Raw genomic sequence first — 18,019 nt, 5'->3', positions numbered from 1 at the left:
CGCGTCCGCCGGGCGGACCGCCGGCCGGGCCTTCGCGCCCGCCGCCGCGGCCTTCTCCGCCGCGCCCGCCGGGTCCCTCGCCACCCCGCCCGCCGGGACCTTCGCCGCCGCGCGGCCCGCGCTCGTCGGGGCCGCCCTGCGCCAGGAGGATCGTGCCGGAGGCGCCGTCCTGCCGGGCGAAGGCCGGTGCGGCGAGGACGAGCCCGGGCAGCATCGTGCCGGTCAGGAGGAGCAGGCGGAGTGTCCGCATTCGGTCGGCCTCGAGGATCGTGTAAAAGGCCGAACCGAACCCCTCAGGCGCCGGATGGTTCCGAAATTCCGGTTCCGGTTTCCCGCGTCCGGGCGCCGCCGCTCAGGGGGCGGGCGCCTTCGCCGGCACGAGCCGATCGAGGGCGATGATGCGTACCGTGCGCTCGGCGGTGCCGGTCGTCGACGGCTCGGTCGAGAGGTCCGGCGCGGGCTTCGGCGCCATCTCGACGGGCAGGCCCGAGCGCTCGGCGGCGTCGGCTGCCAGCACCGCGGCGGTCTTGTCGGCGCGGCCGACCAGGGTGAGGCGGACCTTCGGGGCCGGGCGCGACAGCGCCTCCGCCTGCATCGGCGTGACGAAGATGTCGCCCTTGTGCCGCACCAGCATGCTCTCGGCCTTCACGAGCGACTGCGCCCAGGTCCTGTCGGCGGGCTTGCACGAGCAGTTCGGCACGAAGGTCTTGCGGAACTTGAACGCGTTGGCGAGCGAGACGTAGGCCTTGCCGCCCTTCACCGTCGCGGCCGACTTCAGCGCCTCGTCGCCGTAGGGCATCGAGTAGGCCACGGCCTCGGTGCCGGGGCAGAGCGCCTGGCACATCTCGTCGGCGCCGTTGCGGCCCTCGGGCAGGTTGCGCATCGGGAAGTAGGCGCCGTCGCAGGTGCGCACGCAGATCACCTGCGCGCCGCCGCGGGCATAGGCTTCGCCGGTGGCGGGGTCGACGCGCGCCGTATCGGCGCAGGACGCGGCGATCAGGCCCTGAAGCTGGCGGCGGCGGGCGCCGCTGTCGTCGATCGCCGCGCCGCCGTAGGTGGCGTTGAGCGCGCGGATGCGCTGCTCGACCGCGCCGCATTGCGGGGGCCGCGTGTCGAAGAACAGGAAGGTGCCGCCCTCGCAGCTCAGGGAGCGGTGATAGGCCTCGAGCCGGCCGATCTCGCTCTGAAGCGCGCGCACCATGCTGGCGCCGTTGCCCAGGCTCGCCAGCTCGGACCGGTAGCGCAGGCAGGCCGCGCTCGGCAGGTGGCTCTGGCTCGGAACGCTTGCCTGGGTCGGAAGCGGGGACTGGCTCGGCTCGGGGGACGGCGCCTGGGCCTGCCCGGCCGCGACCGCGCCGAGCCACAGCGCGAGGATCGCGAGCGGGCGGCGGAGCGGGCGAAAGGTGTGGCGCATCGACGGCATGGCGAACGATCGGGGGCTCGGCGCAGGGCGGAAGGGGAGCTGTGCGGTCCGCCGCGTCGTGGAGAGTGGCGCCGGCGAGCGAAGCACCGGCGGGCTTAACTTTTTTAAACGCCCTCGCGCATCGGCGACACCCCTCCTACATGCCCGCGGTGACACAAGCGGGGGAATGGCGGACGATGTTGCTTCGGGGTCTCACACGCGGCGCGCGGGCCGTGCTGTTCCTGTCCGCGCTGGCGGGCCTCACCGGCGCCGCCGCGGCGCAGGAACCCGACCGGATCTTCGACAAGTCGACGGTCTGGCGCCCGCTCACGCCCAACGACAAGCTCGTGGTCTACGGCGTCGACGACCCGCTCGTGAGCGGCGTCGCGTGCTGGTACACCCAGCCGGAGAAGGGCGGCATCAAGGGCACGCTCGGGCTGGCCGAGGACGTCTCCGACATCTCGCTCGCCTGCCGCCAGGTCGGGCCGGTGCAGTTCACCGGCAAGTTCGGCCAGGGCGAGGTGGTGTTCAGCGAGCGCCGCTCGCTGATCTTCAAGTCGATGCAGATCGTGCGCGGCTGCGACGCCAAGCGCAACACGCTGATCTACATGGTCTATTCCGACAAGGTGATCCAGGGTTCGCCCAAGAACTCGACCTCGAGCGTGCCGCTGATGCCCTGGGGCACCGAGCCGCCGCCGAAATGCGGCGCGTTCCTGAAGGGGTGACGCGGACGCGTCCCTCCCCCCTCTGCGGGGGAGGGGGCACGCTGCGGGGACCCCCCTCAATCCTGGCAGGTGATGCGGATCGGGCGGTCGGCCGGCTTGGTGACGGGGAGGTCGACGGCGCCGGTGTATTCCTCGGCGGCCGCGATCCCGTAGGCGTTGGCGGTGGCGTAGCCCTGCGCCTCGCACCAGGCGTTGGCGACGACCTGGCCGCACTCGCTGCCGGGGCTGGTCAGGCACTCGCCGACGCCGTAGCCGTCGCTCGACGGGATCAGGAAGGTCTTCTCGACATGGGGCGCGCCCTTGCCGACCGGGGTCTCGCCGTCGCCGGCGGCCATCGCGCCGTGGGCGATCGTGACGAGGAGGGCAGCGGCAGCGAGTGCACCGAATCCGGCAGCCGAGCGTCGCATGGATACGTCCTTGTTCAGGGGATGCCCCGGTTCAGGGTCTGGCGTGCGGGTTGAAATCGCGGGCGGGAATTCGACGGTCAAAATCCGACGGCGGGGTAAACAAAGGCTTTCCGGCGCCGATCGGATTTCCGTGCCCGGACCCGATCGCGCCGCCCGAGCCGGCGCGCCGCCGCGCCGGTCTCGAATTCTTGACGGATTTCGGGTAGCCCGATCCGGGCCTCCGGACCGTCGCCGATCCGCAACACGGCTCGGCGCGAAGCCGGCGGCATTGCGGCGGGCCGGGTCGCGCGGAGCCCCGTCCGCGGGGGCGACGCGCGGCGCCCAGGGCACTGACGCCAAACGAGAGTTTTCGCGGGTCCGGCGCCCGGCGAGGGCAGCGCCGCCGGGATCGCGGCCGCGAAGGACGAGGGACGTTTCATGGCGCCGATGTTGCGGCTCTACAACACGCTGACCGGCGCCAAGGAGGCCTTCGCGCCGATCGATCCGAGCCATGTCCGGATGTATGCCTGCGGCCCGACGGTCTACGACGCGGCCCATATCGGCAACGCGCGCCCGATCATCGTCTTCGACCTGCTGTTCCGGCTGCTGCGCCGGGTCTACGGCGCGGCCCACGTCACCTACGCCCGCAACGTCACCGACGTGGACGACAAGATCAACGCCCGCGCCGCCGAGCGCGGCATCACCATCCGCGCGCTCACCGACGGGACGCTCGCCGCCTTCCACGCGGACCTGCGCGACCTCGGCGTGCTGATGCCCGAGGACGTGAACGTGCCCGGCGAGCGCCCGCGGATGATCGAGCCGCGCGCCACCGACCACATCGCCGAGATGGTCGCGATGATCGAGGCGCTGGTCGCGTCCGGCCACGCCTACGTCGCCGCCGGCCACGTGCTGTTCGACGTGCCCGCGATGCCCGATTACGGCGCGCTCTCGAAGCGCCCGCTCGACGAGATGGAGGCCGGGGCGCGGGTCGAGGTCGCGCCCTACAAGCGCTCGCCCCTCGATTTCGTGCTGTGGAAGCCCTCGAAGCCCGGCGAGCCGTCGTGGCCGTCGCCGTCGGGCATCGCCGCGCCCGGGCGCCCGGGCTGGCACATCGAGTGCTCGGCGATGTCGGCGCGGCATCTCGGGCAGACCTTCGACATCCATGCCGGCGGCATCGACCTGATCTTCCCCCACCACGAGAACGAGGTGGCGCAGTCGCGCTGCTGCTTCGGCACGCCGGTGATGGCCAACACCTGGCTGCACAACGGCTTCCTCCAGGTGGAGGGGGAGAAGATGTCGAAGTCGGCCGGCAACTTCGTCACGTTGCGCGCGGTGCTGAACGACTGGCCGGGCGAGGTGGTGCGCCTCGCCATGCTCAAGTCGCACTACCGCCAGCCGATCGACTGGACTCTGCGCGGCCTTGAGGAGGCGCGGCGGATGCTCGACCGCTGGTACGGCGCCGTCGGCGACGCAAGGCCCGCCGCCGAGGCGCCGGAGGCGGTGCTGGAGCCGCTGCTCGACGACCTCAACACCGCCGCGGCGCTCGCCGAGATCCACCGCCTCGACGATCCGGCGCGCCTCCGCGCCGGGGCGAACCTGCTCGGGTTCCTCGGGCAGACCCGCTCCGAGCGGGACGCGGCCACAGTCGCGGCCGCGGGCCTCGACGTGGCGGCGATCGAGGCGCTGATCGCCGATCGCGCCGCCGCCCGCGCCGCTAAGGACTGGGCCGCCTCGGACCGCGCCCGCGACGCCCTCGCCGCGATGGGTGTGGCGGTCAAGGACGGCAAGGACGGCACCACCTGGAGCGTGATCTAGGCGCCGGTGCGCCTGGATGGGTCGCAGGGCCGGTTCCGGGCGACGCGCATCGCCGATCCCGTGCCCCCCGATGTCGCGCGGTTCGTCCTGCGCGCATTCGCGAGCCTTCACGTGACCGGCGTTCCGTCGATCGATCCCGGAATACCGCGCGGTATAGTGATCGAAGGTTGCTATATGATCATTAGAAGTAGAAAATCTGCGTTGTATTTGTTGTTTTGACGCAACACTGTTGATGTGCTGACCGTTCGATGCCCGGGAAGGGGTTTTGACCGGGAAATGGGCGTGACATTCTTTCTCCGGATGCGGTTCGCAGGAAATCCGTGCCGTCATCCGAATGGGGGGAATGAAATGACTCGCGTCCTGCGGACGGCGCTGCTCGCGTCGGGAATGGTGCTGTCGTCGCCCGGCCTGGGCCACGCGCAGTCCGGGTATTACTCCGGCGTCTACGCCTTCGGCGACAGCTTGACCGACAACGGCCGCATCCTGCGGGAGACCGGCTACAGCCCCACCGGCACCCTCGACGCGATGCGCGGTACGAAGCTCTACGAGGGCGGGCGCTGGTCGAACGCGCCCGGCTACTTCGAGCAGATCCCGGCCCGCATCGGCGCGCCCTACGCGCCCGGCAACGACTACGCGATCGGCGGGTCGCAGGCCTTCCACCTCGAGCCGAAAACGCTGCTCTCGCCCTTCTTTCCCTGGGGCGTGCCGGACCAGATCGACCAGTTCGCCGCCCGCGGCGGCCGGTTCGGATCGCGCGACCTCGTCACGCTATGGATCGGCTACAACGACATCACCAACATCCCGGCCGGCACCAACGCGGCCCGCGCCGCCGGCGTGACGACGGTCCTGAACAACAACGTCGCGAACCTGGACCGCCTTGTCGGCCTCGGGGCGCGCGAGCTGCTGGTCTTCAGCCAGCAGACTTTTCGCGCCGCCAACGCCGACCTGGCGCGGTCCTTCAACGCGCAGCTCCCCGGATACCTCCAGGCGTATTCCGATCGCGGCATCAACGTGCACTACTTCGATGCGGACGGGCTGCTGAACCGGCTGCGCGCGGACCCGACGGCCTACGGATTCATCCCGCAGGCGGCGACCGGCAGTTGCGCATTCAACCCGGCCTGCGCCGTGATCGGGTACACCAACCCAGCCGTCGAGAACCAGTACATCTCGGTCGACAGCGTCCATCTCACCGCGCGCGCCAACGGCTACCTCGCCGCCTTCGTGGCGAACCAGCTCAACGCGCCGCTGACGATCGGGCCGCAGGGCGAGCTCGGGCAGGCCGCCGGCCTCGCCTTCTCGTCGACGCTGATCGACTTCCTCGGGGCCGAGCGCCGCCGGAACATGGCCCTGTCGGTGCCCGCCGCCTTCGCCGCCGACCTGCCGGGCCGGCGCCCGGCCCCCGGCCTGATCCCGGTCCAGCCGGGCAGCCCGGTCTCCGTGTTCGCGCTCGGCACCTATGCCGGGCTCGACCGCACGGCGCAGAACCGGGCCGGTGCGGGCAGCCTGGGCAACACCTACGATGCCGATTTCGGCGGCGTCACCGCGGGGCTCCTGTACCAGGCGACGCCCAACCTCGTGCTCGGCGCGGCGTTCAACTACCTCAACGCCCGGGTCGACCTCCGCGGCGCGAGCAACGGCCGGATCGACCTCGACAGCTTCCAGGGCGCCGTCTTCGCCTCGTACGCCACCCCGGAGGTGTTCGCGGACGTGGCCGTGACGTACGGCGGCAACGGCTTCGCCCTCGACCGGCCGGGCGTGCTCAACGACCGGCTCGCGGCCGCGCCGGGCGGCGACACGGTGACGGTCGCCGCGCGCACCGGCTACCTGTTCGATTTCGAGACCTTCAAGGCCGGCCCGGTCGGCGAGGTCACCTATGCGCGGGCCGGCGTGAGCGCCTATCGCGAGACCGGCGACCCGCTGCTCACGATCGGCGTCCGGCGCCAGGATCTCGACGGGTTGACCGTCGGCGGCGGCCTCCAGATCCGCACCGTGGCGCCGCTTCTCGGCGGCATCGTCTCGCCCTTCCTCAACCTCACCGCCCAGCACGATGTCCTCGACGGCGTGCGCACGGTGACCTCGTTCCAGACCTATGCGCCGAGCCTGCTGATCCGCACCGAGACCGGGCGCCGCGGCGACGACGTCTACGGACGGATCGCCGGCGGCCTCGACCTCGATTTCGGCAACGGGCTCAGCGGGGTGGTCACCGGCTCGACCAGCGTCGCCCGCGCGGGCGGCGACGATTACACTGGCAGCGTCGGGCTGCGGTACCGCTTCTGAACCACGAGGCGCCCTCCGCGCCGGCGCTCGATCGGGGAGATCGCACGGCGCACGCGGCGGAAGGGCGACCCGAAACCGCGGCGACCGACGCCCAGACGCCCGTCGCTTCCCGGGCGCCACACCCAGCGCGTGTGGCGCCCGACCGCGCCCGAAATCGTCAGTTGTTCGGCCGTATCGAAGGTTGCGAGCCTATCGGCGGGCGCCTGATCTTGTGGCACGGCAGGATCGATACAAAAGCGATCCACTTCCAAGACGGAGTCTTCATTGGAACGTCTTACGGTTGCAGTGCCCGATCTTCGCGGCACCCGGGACCGACCTTGACGATGTACCCTGCGCCTCACGGCCGCGTCCTGCGGTGGCTCGCCGAGATCGGGCCCGACCTGCCGGAGGCGGTGCAGGCGCGCATGCGCGCCGGCTTCTTCACCTCGACGACGCCCCTCGTGGTCGGCGCCGTCAACTCCATCGCCGTGGCGGGGGTCGCCTACCTTTGGTTGGACCGGTGGCTCTTCGCCGCCATCGCGTTCCTCGACCTGCTCCTGCTGATGCTGCGCCTCGTGCTGCTGCGGCGGGTGCACGCGCCGTCCGGCCCGGTCTTCGCGACGGGCCTGCTCTGGGCCGGCCTGCAGGGCGCGACCATCGCCTGCGTCGTCCCCTCGGGCGACATGGCGATGTCGATGGTCGTGCTCGCCTCCGGGCTCGCGGCAATCGGCGGGATCGTCGGCCGGAACTTCGCGGCCCCGCGCTACGCGATGGCGCAGGTGCTGTTCATCGACCTCAGCTACAAGACCACCTTCGCGACGACGCATCCGCAATTCCTGCCGCTGATCGCGATCCAGACGGTCGCCTTCGTCCTGATGAACCGCAGCATCCTGCGCCATCACCGGGCGGCGGCCGTCCAGGCGATCCTCGGCGAACGCGAAAGCCACCGCCGGTCGATCACCGATCCGCTGACCGAGCTGCTCAACCGCCGCGGCCTGGAGGAGGCGTTCGACGCGCGCCCGGCCGGGGCCGGGGACCGGACGCTGCTCTACCTCGACCTCGACGGGTTCAAGCAGGTCAACGACCGCCTCGGGCACGCGGCCGGCGACGCGGTGCTGCGCGAGGTCGGACGGCGCCTCGCGCTGGCGATCGGGCCGGACGCGACCGCCTGCCGCCTTGGCGGCGACGAGTTCCTCGTGCTCGCCGACGGGCTCGACGACGCGGCGGCGCGCCGGCTCGGCGGCCGAATCATCACGGCGATCACCGCGCCCTATCAGGTCGGCGGAGGCGCGTTCGCGGGGATCGGCGTCAGCGTCGGCGTCGCCCGGCAGCGGCCCGCCGCGTCGGGACCCCCGCTCGGTCTCGCCGATCTGATGCGGCGCGCCGACCAGACCCTCTACGCCGCCAAGACCGCGGGCAAGGGACGCTGCATCCTGCACGGTGCCGAGGACGCGCCGCAGGTCCAAGCGGCCTGAACCCGGCGGGTTCGTCGAGCACGGGGGTGCGCTGCGCTGCGGTCGGCTCGCGCCGGCGGCACGGTCGGGCGGGGCTCGTCGGGGCGCTGGCCGGCGCGCGATCCCGTCGCCGCGCGCGACGCCGGGTCAGCCGTGCGTGAGCAGGTGCGGCGCGGTGCCGTCGCCGCCGTAGAGGTCGAGCATGTGCCGGCAGCCGGTGTCCGGGTCGGCGCGCAGCTCGCGTTCCAGGGCGTCGGCGTCCTTGCGCAGCCAGGCGGAGCGCTTCTGGTAGAGGTCCGAATGGTTGATCCCGTGCGCCTGCGCTTGGATCCGGAAGCTCGCCTCGTCGAGGCGCAGCCCCGGGCACAGCCGGCTCGCGACCTCGGCCTCGACCGCCTCGCGCAGGCCCGCCGCCGGCACGATGTGGCGGTCGCGATAATGGGTGGCGCCGTTGGCGAACAGCACCCACAGCGCGATCGGCAGGCCGATCCGGTAGGCGAGGCCGAACCGCTCCGAAGCCGGGCGCCGCGCGGACGCGTCGGCCGGCGGGGCGAGGAGGGCGGGCTGTCCGGCGGCGGTCATCGTGCATCTCCGAGGCGGGCGCACGCGGCCGAAGCGACGATCGCCCCGTCGCCAAGACGAGCCGCCGTCCCGTCGTCCATGCATCGGCGTCGGTGCCGATCGATCTCCCGGATATCCATGGCGCGCTCCGCGTCGATGCCGACCTAAGGTCTGCAAAAACTGGGCCGTGATGGGACGAACACGTTTCCGATTATTGTCGGAGGCGCCGCCGAACGGCGCGAACACAGACTTTTGATCGGTTCGCGGCCGTTCGCGCTGCGGTTCGTGCCCGATCGACTCGCCCGTCAGTCTAGCACGGCGTCGAATAGGTTCAACGAGCGGCGCCGGCCGCGGGTGATGCTATTCTGTATTCAAAATTTACGGCAAAATTTACTGAACGGCCACGAGCGGATCGTCGGACACGCGTCGCGGTCTCTCGCCCGTGCAAGGGGAGGCGGAGGCGAAACCGTTTCGCATGGGCCGCCCCTCGCCGTCGCGAGCGGCGGCCCGGCGGCGCGAGGATCCGAGGGCGAACGCGCCGGACCCCGCCGCTCAGAGCCGCTCGGTGACGAAGCGCTCGGCGGCCGGGTCCTCGCCCAGGCGGCGGTTCTCTGCTTGCAGCATCGGCACCACGGCGTCGGCGCCCTCGGCGACGACGTAGTTCAGGTCGAGCCCGTCGCGGATGAAGCCGTGGGCGCGCATGTGGTCGAACAGGGTCAGCAGCGGCTTCCAGAAGCCGGCCACCTCGACCAGGAGGATCGGCTTGCGGTGCCGGCCGAGCTGGGCCCAGGTCAGCTGCTCGACCAACTCCTCCAGGGTGCCGATGCCGCCGGGCAGGGCGACGAAGGCGTCGGAGCGCTCGAACATCATGCGCTTGCGGGTGTGCATGTCGCCGACCACGACCGTTTCCTGGATCGCGTCGAGCATGTGCTCGCGCGACTTCAGGAAGTCCGGGATGATGCCGGTGACGTGGCCGCCGCCGGCCAGCACCGCGCGGGCGACGGTGCCCATCAGGCCGACGTCGCCGCCGCCGTAGACGAGGTCGAGCCCGGCCGCGGCGAGCGCGGCGCCGAGCGCCTCGGCCGCCTGGCGGAACGCCGGGTCCCCGCCGAAGCCGGAGCCGCAATAGACACAGACCGTCTTCACCGGCGCCATCCGGCCTCCTTCATCGATGCTCGTCGTATCGTGCGTCCCGTTCGGGCCGCTGACAGGTCGTAAACAGGGGCGAAATCGGTGCCAAACGGCTGATCGCGCGGGGAATTCGTTCGCTGCGCGCGCGTTGCGGCTTGGTCTCCCGGACATGTACGGTAATATGGGCGGAACAGTCGACGGTTTTTCGCGCGGGCGTTTTCGAAAGTCTCCACCGGCGGGGATGGGGGTCGCGGCCGGGCGGGCGTGGTGTCGACGAGGGATGGATCGCCATGACGGCGGAGTTGCGGCGCGGCGTGTTTCTCGCGGTCCTGGGCCTGCTGATCGGGCTCGGCCTGGTGGCGGCCGTGTTCGGCGGGCTCGACCGGTGGCGGCACGCCCATGCTCCGGCGCCCGAGCCCGCGCCCGGCGCGGTCGGCGCCCTGACGCCGGGCCCGGCGCCCGTGCCGGGCATGGTGCCCCCGCCGGCGGCACGCGCCGAGGCGCCGGCGGCGCCGGACGCGCTCAAGTTCGACATCGTCCGCGTCGAGCCGAACGGCGAGTCGGTGGTGGCCGGCCGCGGGGCGCCGAACACCGTCGTCGAGCTCCTGGTCGACGGCAAGGCGGTGGCCAAGGCGCTCGCCGACCCGAACGGGCAGTTCGCGATCGTGCCGCCGGCGCTGCCCGCGGGCAACAGCGAGATCGTGCTGCGTTCCACCAATGCCGAGGGCCGCGAGACCCGCTCGACGGAGAGCGTCGCCGTGGCGGTCTCGCCCACGCGCACCGAGAAGCCGCTGGTGGCGCTGACCGCGCCCGACAAGCCCACGGTGGTGCTGTCGCAGCCGGAGGTCCGGACGGCGCAGCGGGCGCCGGACCCGGCGCCGGGCCAGGCGGTCGCCGGCAGGGATACCCCCGTCAAGGGCGCGGCGAAGGCCCCTGCGGCGAAGGACGCGGCGGCCAAGCCGTCTTCCGGGAAGGCCGCCAAGGACGCCCCCGCGCCCGTCAAGATCGTCAGCGTGGACGCGCAGGATGGCGGCCGGCTGTTCGTCACCAGCCAGGCCGCGCCGGGTGCGACGGTGCGGCTCTACCTCAACGACACGCTGATCGCCCCGGCGAGCGTCGGCGCCGACGGCAAAGTCACCTTCACCATCGGCCGCGGGGTCAAGCCGGGCGCCTACACGGTGCGGGTCGACCAGGTCGATTCGGTCTCGGGCAAGGTGCGCAGCCGGGCCGAGGTGCCGTTCTTGGTGCCGGAACCCGCCCGCGTCGCGACGAACCTCGCGCCGCCCTGGCCCGGCGCGGCGGTGGACAAGCCGGCCGAGCGGCCCGCCGCCCCGGCGGCGCGGGCCGAGGCCGTCTCGCCCACCCCGGCCGCGATCGAGCCGCCGCGGGCGGGGGTGTTCGTCCCGGCGGTGAGCACGGCCAAGATCATCCGCGGCGACAGCCTGTGGCAGATCAGCCGGCGCACCTACGGCGCGGGCGACCGCTACACCGTGATCTACGATGCCAACCAGGAGCAGATCCGCAACCCGGACCTGATCTACCCCGGCCAGATCTTCGTGCTGCCGGGCGACGGCAAGGACGCGAAGGCGGGCAGGAACGGCTGAGGATTCCCCCACGCCGCCCCGCCCCGCGGCGGCTGCGGGTGTGCCGCGGGCGGCGCCGGCTTATATGCCGGGGCGAGCCTCCTCTTCCGGACGATCGCGTATGACCTCCACTCCCCCGCCGGCGCCCGACGCGCGCCCGGGCCTCGTCGCCACCTATCGCCGGCTGTGGCCGTATCTCTGGCCTTACGGCCGGCCGGACCTGCAGCGGCGGGTCTTCCTGGCGTTCGGGCTGCTGCTGGTGGCCAAGCTGGTGACGATGGTGACGCCGTTCACCTTCAAGTGGATCACCGACGCGCTGGTCGCGGCGGTCGGCGGCCAGGAGCACGGCAAGGAGCAGGTGCCGACCGGGATCTTCGCCGCGCCGATGCTCTTGATCGCGATCTACGGCGCCTCGCGCATCCTGATGGCCGGGCTGACGCAGGCGCGCGACGGGCTGTTCGCCAAGGTGGCGATGCACGCGGTGCGCCGCCTGGCGCTGAAGACCTTCCAGCACATGCACCAGCTCTCCCTGCGCTTCCACCTCGAGCGCAAGACCGGCGGGCTGACGCGGGTGCTCGAGCGCGGGCGCTCGGGCATCGAGGAGCTGTCGCGCCTGATGGTGCTGACGCTGGTGCCGATCATCGTCGAGTTCGTGCTGGTGCTCGGCGTGCTGGCCTGGGAGTTCGACTGGACCTACTCCCTGGTCGTCTTCGTGATGGTCGCGGCCTATCTCGGCTTCACCTACAAGGCGACCGAGTGGCGGATCGCGATCCGCCGCCGCATGAACGAGTCCGACACCGACGCCAACACCAAGTCGGTCGACTCGCTGCTGAACTACGAGACGGTGAAGTATTTCGGCGCCGAGGCCCGCGAGACCCAGCGCTTCGACGGCGCGATGGCGCGGTACGAGAAGGCCTCGACGCAGACCTACGTGTCGCTGGCCGTCCTCAACGCCGGCCAGGCACTGATCTTCACGCTGGGCATGACCGCGGTGATGTGGCTCGCCGCCCGCGACATCCTCGCCGGGCGCACCACCATCGGCGGCTTCGTGCTGGCCAACACCATGCTGGTGCAGCTTTCGATGCCGCTGAACTTCATGGGCATGATCTACCGCGAGATCAAACAGGCGCTGATCGACATCGACGACATGTTCCGCATCCTCCACCGCAACCCGGAGATCGCGGACCGCCCGAACGCCCCGGCGCTGGTCGCCGGCCCGGCCGAGGTGCGCTTCGAGAACGTGCACTTCGCCTACAACCCGGACCGGCCGATCCTGCGCGGGGTCTCGTTCACGGTGCCCTCGGGCAAGACGGTGGCGATCGTCGGCCCCTCGGGCGCCGGCAAGTCGACGCTCTCCCGCCTGCTGTTCCGGTTCTACGAGCTGCAGAGCGGCCGCATCGCCATCGACGGGCAGGACATCGCCGCGGTGCGCCAGGATTCGCTACGCGCCGTCATCGGCATGGTGCCGCAGGACACGGTGCTGTTCAACGACACGATCGGCTACAACATCCGCTACGGCCGCTGGGAGGCGAGCGAGGCCGAGATGCGCGAGGCGGCCCGCCTCGCCCAGATCGACCGCTTCATCGAGGGCCTGCCGGAGGGCTACGACACCCCGGTGGGCGAGCGCGGCCTGAAGCTCTCGGGCGGCGAGAAGCAGCGCGTCGCCATCGCCCGCACCATCCTGAAGAGCCCGCCGATCCTCGTCCTCGACGAGGCGACCTCGGCGCTGGACAGCTTCACCGAATCGCAGATCCAGGACGCGCTCGACCGCATCGCGAAGGGCCGCACCACCCTGGTCATCGCCCACCGCCTCTCGACGGTGGTCAACGCCGACGAGATCCTGGTGCTCGACAAGGGCGTCATCGTCGAGCGCGGCACCCACGGCGCGCTGCTGGACCAGGACGGGGTCTACGCGGCGCTCTGGAACCGGCAGCGGGAGGCGGACGCGGCGCGGGCGGCGTTGCGGCGGGCTGAAGAAGAGGCGGAGCGGGTGCGGGTGGCGCCGCGCGGGGAGCCTCAGCTGGTCGAGTGAGACCACGGCGGGCGGAGCCGGCCGCGACCGCCGCGCCCCGACGTCTCAGGGCGTGAGGGGCTGCCAGGCGGTCCGGCGCCATCGCCCGGCACTGCTGCAGCCGTCGAGCACGAGAATTTGGAAATCGTCCTCGAAGCGGTAGCGGCAATCCTCGACGTAGTTCTCGGTGGGCCATCCGTTGCCCGGAAAGCCGAGGATGACGACATGCTCGGAAAAGCTCCGGTACACCCCCTTCTCCTCGAATCCCTCGCCATCCTTGGTGGCGCCGCCGTCCACGATGCCGCCCTGCCGAAAGCACCATTCCAAGGACGCGTTCGGCGCGAATGCCCGCGTCCAGCAGCCTTGGCCGTGAACCAGCAGGTCGTCGGGCCTCAACCGCTTCGCGTGGGCCGGCCCGGCGGACAGAGCGACGACGGCGAGGCACAGCAAGCCGAGGGGATGCATGCGCATTCGTGCGGGCTCCGGGCATCGAATCGGTGCCGAATGTAGCACGCAGCCCGCGCTCTTGGTGCATGCAGGCGTCTATGCGGCGCTTTGGAACTGCCAGCGCGAAGCAGGTGCGTGGCAGGCGGCAGTGTGCCGGGCCGAGGACCAAGGTGAAGCGGCTGCGAGTCGAGTTTGACCTTATGTGCCGGACACCAGCACAGGTTGACAATTTCGGAGCAGGTTGACAAAGTGCTATAAAGGCCCGGACGGGCCAGTGGGAACTCAAAGATGTTGCCGTGGGAATATCATCCGGAATTGACGAAAGATCGTCTCGTCAAAGTGGCACAATTGTTGGCATTGGGGCGTGGAAGCGCAGTTGATCGCTTTGATCCAGCTATCGGTGACGACAAATGGACCCTTGGGGTTTGCGCTTATAACTTTGGTTGTTTTCAGATTATTCAAGCCTCGGAGACTTCGGGTTTTGAATGGCTTGCTGTCATCGATCCAAGCAAGCATTTTCAATTTAGTATTAGTAAGATACCAATGCGATTTTGGCGAGGTGATCCGAAAGAGCCAACGGTAAAAATTGTAGCTGCTACGCCGCTTGAGCAGTTGCGACTCGATCTAGAGCCTGAAGTTTTGGTCGATGGGATATTATTTCGCATTAATGTAACCACAGATATGGATGGCGCTCTGCTGGATGCTAGTTTTGTCGCTTTGCGAAATGGTCATCCGGAAACTATTTGGTTAATACCGCTTGCGGAAGCTGAGCCTCTGATTGTCATGCTTGGAGAGGAGCGGCCTGAAGGGCGCGAATTGCCCCCGCCTCGTGTCGGCGATCTTGGAGAAGATCTCGACGAGCGCGTTATCGATTCATCCGCTAGTCCGCGCAAGGATTAAAGGCGTGGTTTCGAGTAATAATAGACCGGGGCGGGATTCGTCTAATGGTGCATGTGCGTTTTATGGAGATAAGCTGGGGCTAGCACGATTGCTTTCTGGGTTTTCTCTCGATGAGCTGGGTGGGTTAGTCGCTACAAGTAGGCAATTCATTCATCAGCTTGAAACTGGTGCCAAGGAGCCGAGTGAGGACATGCGCATGGCCTTGGCAGCTGTGTTATCGGTCACGCCAAATTTCTTTTATACACCTGCAAAAAATCCAGTTCGCGAAGAAGATTGTCATTTCCGCCGTCTTGCAAGTGCGCCACGAGGATTAGTGGCACAAGCGGTTGCGCGCGGAACTGCAATGGAAGCCTTGGTCGATGAGCTTGAAAATCATGTGCGCCTGCCGCCCGTCGATTTTCCCGATTCGGCGCGCCCTACGTCCGTTGAAGCGATCGAACAGATTGCGGAGCGAACCCGTGAGTATTGGGGGTTAGGGTTGGAGGGGCCGATTACTAATATGACGCGAGTCTTAGAAAATGCTGGGGCTGTAGTAGTCCACTTTGATGATCTCACTGATCGCATAGATGCATTGTCGATGGCCCGCCGCAGGCCTATAGTTGTAAGATCTACTGCAAAAGAAGCTGGGACAAGACTACGGTTCGATCTTGCTCATGAAGCCGCTCATTTAGTTATGCATCAGGGTGTAGTGACAGGCGATAGTGTTACCGAAGGCGAAGCTTTTCGATTTGCGGGTGCATTTTTAATCCCCCGGGTTGCGTTCGCGCGAGAATTTCCGCGAACGCGGCGTAAGTTTGATTGGAACGCTTTATTTGCAATGAAACTACGTTGGAAGGTTTCAGTGCGTGCCATCACGCGACGCGCTTTTGACCTTGGCCTTGTCGATGCCGCGCAATACCGGACAGCTAATATTCAATTAGTAAAAACGGGGCAAGCGAAATTCGAACGGTACGACGAAGCCATTCCTCTGGAGAGTTCAGAGTTATTATTTTCGGCAATCGCTTGGATTTCAAAAAATGGAGATGCAAGGTTGCACCAACTAATTGCTGAAATCGGTATCGCTCCAAATCTCTTTACGCGTCTCACCGGTTATTCATTGGATCCACTTCCAGAAAATGTATTACCGCTTCCGATACTTAGAACCAAAATCAATAATTTTAGATAATATCGCTATGGTGCATTGTAGTACCCAAACCTGTAAGAGGCGCTTCGGGGCATGATCTGCGCGTCAAACTAAGAGAAGTGCAATTCGCCGACTCAATTTGCGTCACTCGACAAAATTCCTAAGACATGCCTATAACCCCATCACGCGCTGCACGGCGCCGGGGCTGCGTTTCGTCCCGGGGCCGCCGTCAGGAGCCGGCCCGGTGATCGACGGGGCGGTCGGCAGCGTGGCGGTCCTGCGAGGTGGGTCGATCAACCCGCCGCGATACGGCGTCCATAATGCGCGGCGCGGGGCGCACCGAGCGGCGGGCTGTCGCCCGCAAGCGGAGCGCTCTCAGAAGAGACCTGAGCCCATCCCGACGTTAGGGAGGGTGCGGGGATCGCCCGTTCCGGCTGTCGCCGGGGCGACCCGGCCCTACGTGGCCGGATACGTGACCGGGGCCCGCGTCGCGCGGGCCGCGGCGGCGGGGCCGTGCGGTACGTAAAGCCGCGACGACAAATCGGCGCCGGGTGCCCGCGTTCTCGGGGCCCGGCACCGCGGGGCGCCGGGGAACCGGCTCAGTGCGCATCATCACAGGGTTCCGCGGCGTCCCGCGTCTCCTGTCCGTGATGTCGGGGCCATGCCGCCGGCGGAGGCTTTCCGCGCGGGGTGGTCTTGGCGTGCCTGGACGATCGGATGCCAACGACCGTCATTCCGGGGCCGCGCAGCGGAGCCCGGAATCCAGACGCGCCGAGGGTGCCGGACCTTGCTCGCGTCGGCGGCTCTGGGTTCCGGGCTCGCCTTCGGCGCCCCGGAATGACGGGGCGGGTGTCGGTCCGATGGGGCGGCCAGACCCCCGCGCGACGGCGCCGGCGGTTGACCTTCGCGCCCTGGGCTGCCATCGCGCGGGTCAAAATCCCGTTGGCCCCGCGCCCTTCGCGCGCCCCTTCCGAAAGACCGCATGAACGACCTTCTCCTGACGATCCGCCGGACGCTCGTCCCGATCCACAAGGAGGGCTACCCCTTCATCGTGATCGGGATCGTGCTCACCGTGCTGGCCGGCACCTTCTCGCAGTTCTTCGGCTGGGTGTTCCTGATCCTGACCCTGTGGGTCTGCTACTTCTTCCGCGACCCCGAGCGGGTGACGCCGGTGGCCGAGGGCCTCGTGGTCTCGCCGGCGGACGGGCGGGTGAACCTGATCTCGACCGTGCTGCCGCCGCCCGAGCTCGACCTGCCCCAGGTGCCGATGACCCGGGTCTCGGTGTTCATGAACGTGTTCGACTGCCACGTGAACCGCGTGCCGGTGACGGGCAAGATCGGGCAGATCCACTACACGCCGGGGCTGTTCCTCAACGCCGAGCTCGACAAGGCGAGCGAGGACAACGAGCGCAACGGGATGGTGATGGAGACCGTGCACGGCGGCCAGCCCGTGCGGGTCGGCGTGGTGCAGATCGCCGGCCTGGTGGCGCGCCGCATCGTCGGCTTCGTCTCGGCCGGCGACCAGCTCTCGGTCGGCGAGCGCTTCGGGCTGATCCGCTTCGGCTCGCGGGTCGACGTGTACCTGCCCGTCGGCACCCGCGTGCTGGTCGGCCTCGGCCAGAAGGCGGTCGCCGGCGAGACCGTGCTCGCCGACCTCGGCGGCGGGCCCGAGCGTTCGTTCCGCCGGATCTGAGGGGAGGGGGCGATGGACGATCTCTTCCCGCCCTTCGAGCCGGACGCGAACGAGCCGCGGCCGCGCCGGTTCAAGCCGGTGCCGTTCCGGATGATCGCGCCCAACATGATCACCCTGATGGCGCTCTGCCTCGGGCTGACCGCGATCCGCCTGGCCTTCGAGGGCAAGTTCGAGCCGGCGGTGATCGCGATCATCGCGGCCGCCGTGCTCGACGGCATCGACGGGCGCGTGGCGCGGCTCCTGAAGGGCACCTCGCGCTTCGGGGCCGAGCTCGATTCGCTGGCCGACTGCGTCAACTTCGGCTGCGCGCCGCCGCTGATCCTCTACGGCTCCGCGCTCCACAACCTGAAACGGCTCGGCTGGATCGTGGCGCTGATCTTCGCCATCGCGATGGCGAAGATCAGCGCCCCGATCCAGCCGAGCGATTTCAGGTAGATCGGAAGACCGTCGGTGAGGGAAAGGGTGTACGTCCTGGTGTAGAACGTGGTGGTCTCGCGTACCTTGAAACTATATAGTGACTAGTGTTATAGTG

14 protein-coding genes and 2 pseudogenes are annotated in these 18,019 nt (G+C 68.9%); 10 read left to right on the top strand and 6 right to left on the bottom strand.

Annotated elements, in window-relative coordinates:
- Nucleotides 1–250 (bottom strand): annotated as a pseudogene (locus tag MKK60_RS13580) (cell envelope biogenesis protein OmpA); the annotation flags it as partial.
- A gap of 102 nt (nucleotides 251–352) precedes the next feature.
- Complete coding sequence (locus MKK60_RS13575; protein ID WP_409567395.1) at nucleotides 353–1,414, bottom strand: DUF2865 domain-containing protein; 1,062 nt, start codon at nucleotides 1,412–1,414, stop codon at nucleotides 353–355.
- A gap of 185 nt (nucleotides 1,415–1,599) precedes the next feature.
- On the opposite strand from MKK60_RS13575, the gene MKK60_RS13570 reads away from it, so the two are divergent.
- The gene (locus tag MKK60_RS13570; protein WP_147844549.1) at nucleotides 1,600–2,127 is read left to right on the top strand and encodes a CreA family protein; all 528 of its coding nucleotides are present in this window, start codon (nucleotides 1,600–1,602) and stop codon (nucleotides 2,125–2,127) included.
- 56 nt (nucleotides 2,128–2,183) lie between these two features.
- Here the strand turns inward: MKK60_RS13570 and MKK60_RS13565 are convergent, their stop codons facing one another.
- Nucleotides 2,184–2,534, bottom strand: a complete 351-nt coding sequence (locus tag MKK60_RS13565; protein ID WP_243986521.1) for a hypothetical protein — start codon at nucleotides 2,532–2,534, stop codon at nucleotides 2,184–2,186.
- Between the two features lie 417 nt (nucleotides 2,535–2,951).
- Between MKK60_RS13565 and cysS the strand changes: the two genes are divergently transcribed.
- From cysS to MKK60_RS13550, 3 genes are all read left to right on the top strand, one after another.
- Nucleotides 2,952–4,328: a cysteine--tRNA ligase gene (gene cysS, locus MKK60_RS13560; RefSeq protein WP_243986519.1), complete on the top strand. Its 1,377-nt coding sequence runs from the start codon at nucleotides 2,952–2,954 to the stop codon at nucleotides 4,326–4,328.
- A 348-nt stretch (nucleotides 4,329–4,676) separates the two neighbouring features.
- Nucleotides 4,677–6,605, top strand: a complete 1,929-nt coding sequence (locus MKK60_RS13555; protein WP_243986517.1) for an autotransporter domain-containing protein — start codon at nucleotides 4,677–4,679, stop codon at nucleotides 6,603–6,605.
- Between the two features lie 323 nt (nucleotides 6,606–6,928).
- A complete protein-coding gene (locus MKK60_RS13550) occupies nucleotides 6,929–8,059 on the top strand; it encodes a diguanylate cyclase (protein ID WP_147844191.1) in 1,131 nt (376 codons plus the stop codon).
- 126 nt (nucleotides 8,060–8,185) lie between these two features.
- Here the strand turns inward: MKK60_RS13550 and MKK60_RS13545 are convergent, their stop codons facing one another.
- Nucleotides 8,186–8,620: a hypothetical protein gene (locus MKK60_RS13545; RefSeq protein ID WP_243986509.1), complete on the bottom strand. Its 435-nt coding sequence runs from the start codon at nucleotides 8,618–8,620 to the stop codon at nucleotides 8,186–8,188.
- 531 nt (nucleotides 8,621–9,151) lie between these two features.
- Nucleotides 9,152–9,754, bottom strand: coding sequence for a TIGR00730 family Rossman fold protein (locus MKK60_RS13540; protein ID WP_147844644.1), 603 nt, complete (start codon nucleotides 9,752–9,754; stop codon nucleotides 9,152–9,154).
- A 266-nt stretch (nucleotides 9,755–10,020) separates the two neighbouring features.
- On the opposite strand from MKK60_RS13540, the gene MKK60_RS13535 reads away from it, so the two are divergent.
- On the top strand, nucleotides 10,021–11,334 hold the full coding sequence (locus MKK60_RS13535; RefSeq protein WP_243986507.1) for a LysM peptidoglycan-binding domain-containing protein: 1,314 nt from the start codon (nucleotides 10,021–10,023) through the stop codon (nucleotides 11,332–11,334).
- 100 nt (nucleotides 11,335–11,434) lie between these two features.
- A complete protein-coding gene (locus tag MKK60_RS13530; RefSeq protein WP_243986505.1) occupies nucleotides 11,435–13,345 on the top strand; it encodes an ABCB family ABC transporter ATP-binding protein/permease in 1,911 nt (636 codons plus the stop codon).
- 45 nt (nucleotides 13,346–13,390) lie between these two features.
- Here the strand turns inward: MKK60_RS13530 and MKK60_RS13525 are convergent, their stop codons facing one another.
- Entirely contained in the window at nucleotides 13,391–13,795 is a 405-nt protein-coding gene (locus tag MKK60_RS13525) for a hypothetical protein (RefSeq protein ID WP_243986503.1), read from the bottom strand.
- 264 nt (nucleotides 13,796–14,059) lie between these two features.
- Between MKK60_RS13525 and MKK60_RS13520 the strand changes: the two genes are divergently transcribed.
- From MKK60_RS13520 to MKK60_RS13505, 4 genes and pseudogenes are all read left to right on the top strand, one after another.
- Nucleotides 14,060–14,671 carry a hypothetical protein gene (locus tag MKK60_RS13520; RefSeq protein WP_243986501.1) on the top strand — a complete coding sequence of 204 codons (612 nt, stop codon included), beginning with the start codon at nucleotides 14,060–14,062 and terminating at the stop codon, nucleotides 14,669–14,671.
- Nucleotides 14,672–14,861: 190 nt separating this feature from the next.
- Complete coding sequence (locus MKK60_RS13515) at nucleotides 14,862–15,836, top strand: ImmA/IrrE family metallo-endopeptidase (RefSeq protein WP_243986499.1); 975 nt, start codon at nucleotides 14,862–14,864, stop codon at nucleotides 15,834–15,836.
- 940 nt (nucleotides 15,837–16,776) lie between these two features.
- Nucleotides 16,777–17,487, top strand: coding sequence for a phosphatidylserine decarboxylase (locus MKK60_RS13510; protein WP_243933100.1), 711 nt, complete (start codon nucleotides 16,777–16,779; stop codon nucleotides 17,485–17,487).
- A 12-nt stretch (nucleotides 17,488–17,499) separates the two neighbouring features.
- Nucleotides 17,500–17,883, top strand: a pseudogene (locus MKK60_RS13505) (CDP-alcohol phosphatidyltransferase family protein); the annotation flags it as partial.
- Nucleotides 17,884–18,019 lie beyond the last annotated feature (136 nt).

Origin of the sequence: Methylobacterium sp. J-092 (assembly GCF_022829325.1) — a bacterium.
GTDB lineage: Bacteria > Pseudomonadota > Alphaproteobacteria > Rhizobiales > Beijerinckiaceae > Methylobacterium.
Note: the sequence above shows the minus strand (reverse complement) of the source record. Positions and strands in the feature narration are given on the sequence as shown.

What these genes read in the sequence shown, in the direction of transcription:
- MKK60_RS13575 (WP_409567395.1), bottom strand. Translation starts at nt 1,414, where the DNA reads ATGCGCCACACCTTTCGCCCGCTCCGCCGCCCGCTCGCGATCCTCGCG.
- MKK60_RS13570 (WP_147844549.1), top strand. Translation starts at nt 1,600, where the DNA reads ATGTTGCTTCGGGGTCTCACACGCGGCGCGCGGGCCGTGCTGTTCCTG.
- MKK60_RS13565 (WP_243986521.1), bottom strand. Translation starts at nt 2,534, where the DNA reads ATGCGACGCTCGGCTGCCGGATTCGGTGCACTCGCTGCCGCTGCCCTC.
- cysS (WP_243986519.1), top strand. Translation starts at nt 2,952, where the DNA reads ATGGCGCCGATGTTGCGGCTCTACAACACGCTGACCGGCGCCAAGGAG.
- MKK60_RS13555 (WP_243986517.1), top strand. Translation starts at nt 4,677, where the DNA reads ATGACTCGCGTCCTGCGGACGGCGCTGCTCGCGTCGGGAATGGTGCTG.
- MKK60_RS13550 (WP_147844191.1), top strand. Translation starts at nt 6,929, where the DNA reads ATGTACCCTGCGCCTCACGGCCGCGTCCTGCGGTGGCTCGCCGAGATC.
- MKK60_RS13545 (WP_243986509.1), bottom strand. Translation starts at nt 8,620, where the DNA reads ATGACCGCCGCCGGACAGCCCGCCCTCCTCGCCCCGCCGGCCGACGCG.
- MKK60_RS13540 (WP_147844644.1), bottom strand. Translation starts at nt 9,754, where the DNA reads ATGGCGCCGGTGAAGACGGTCTGTGTCTATTGCGGCTCCGGCTTCGGC.
- MKK60_RS13535 (WP_243986507.1), top strand. Translation starts at nt 10,021, where the DNA reads ATGACGGCGGAGTTGCGGCGCGGCGTGTTTCTCGCGGTCCTGGGCCTG.
- MKK60_RS13530 (WP_243986505.1), top strand. Translation starts at nt 11,435, where the DNA reads ATGACCTCCACTCCCCCGCCGGCGCCCGACGCGCGCCCGGGCCTCGTC.
- MKK60_RS13525 (WP_243986503.1), bottom strand. Translation starts at nt 13,795, where the DNA reads ATGCGCATGCATCCCCTCGGCTTGCTGTGCCTCGCCGTCGTCGCTCTG.
- MKK60_RS13520 (WP_243986501.1), top strand. Translation starts at nt 14,060, where the DNA reads ATGTTGCCGTGGGAATATCATCCGGAATTGACGAAAGATCGTCTCGTC.
- MKK60_RS13515 (WP_243986499.1), top strand. Translation starts at nt 14,862, where the DNA reads ATGCGCATGGCCTTGGCAGCTGTGTTATCGGTCACGCCAAATTTCTTT.
- MKK60_RS13510 (WP_243933100.1), top strand. Translation starts at nt 16,777, where the DNA reads ATGAACGACCTTCTCCTGACGATCCGCCGGACGCTCGTCCCGATCCAC.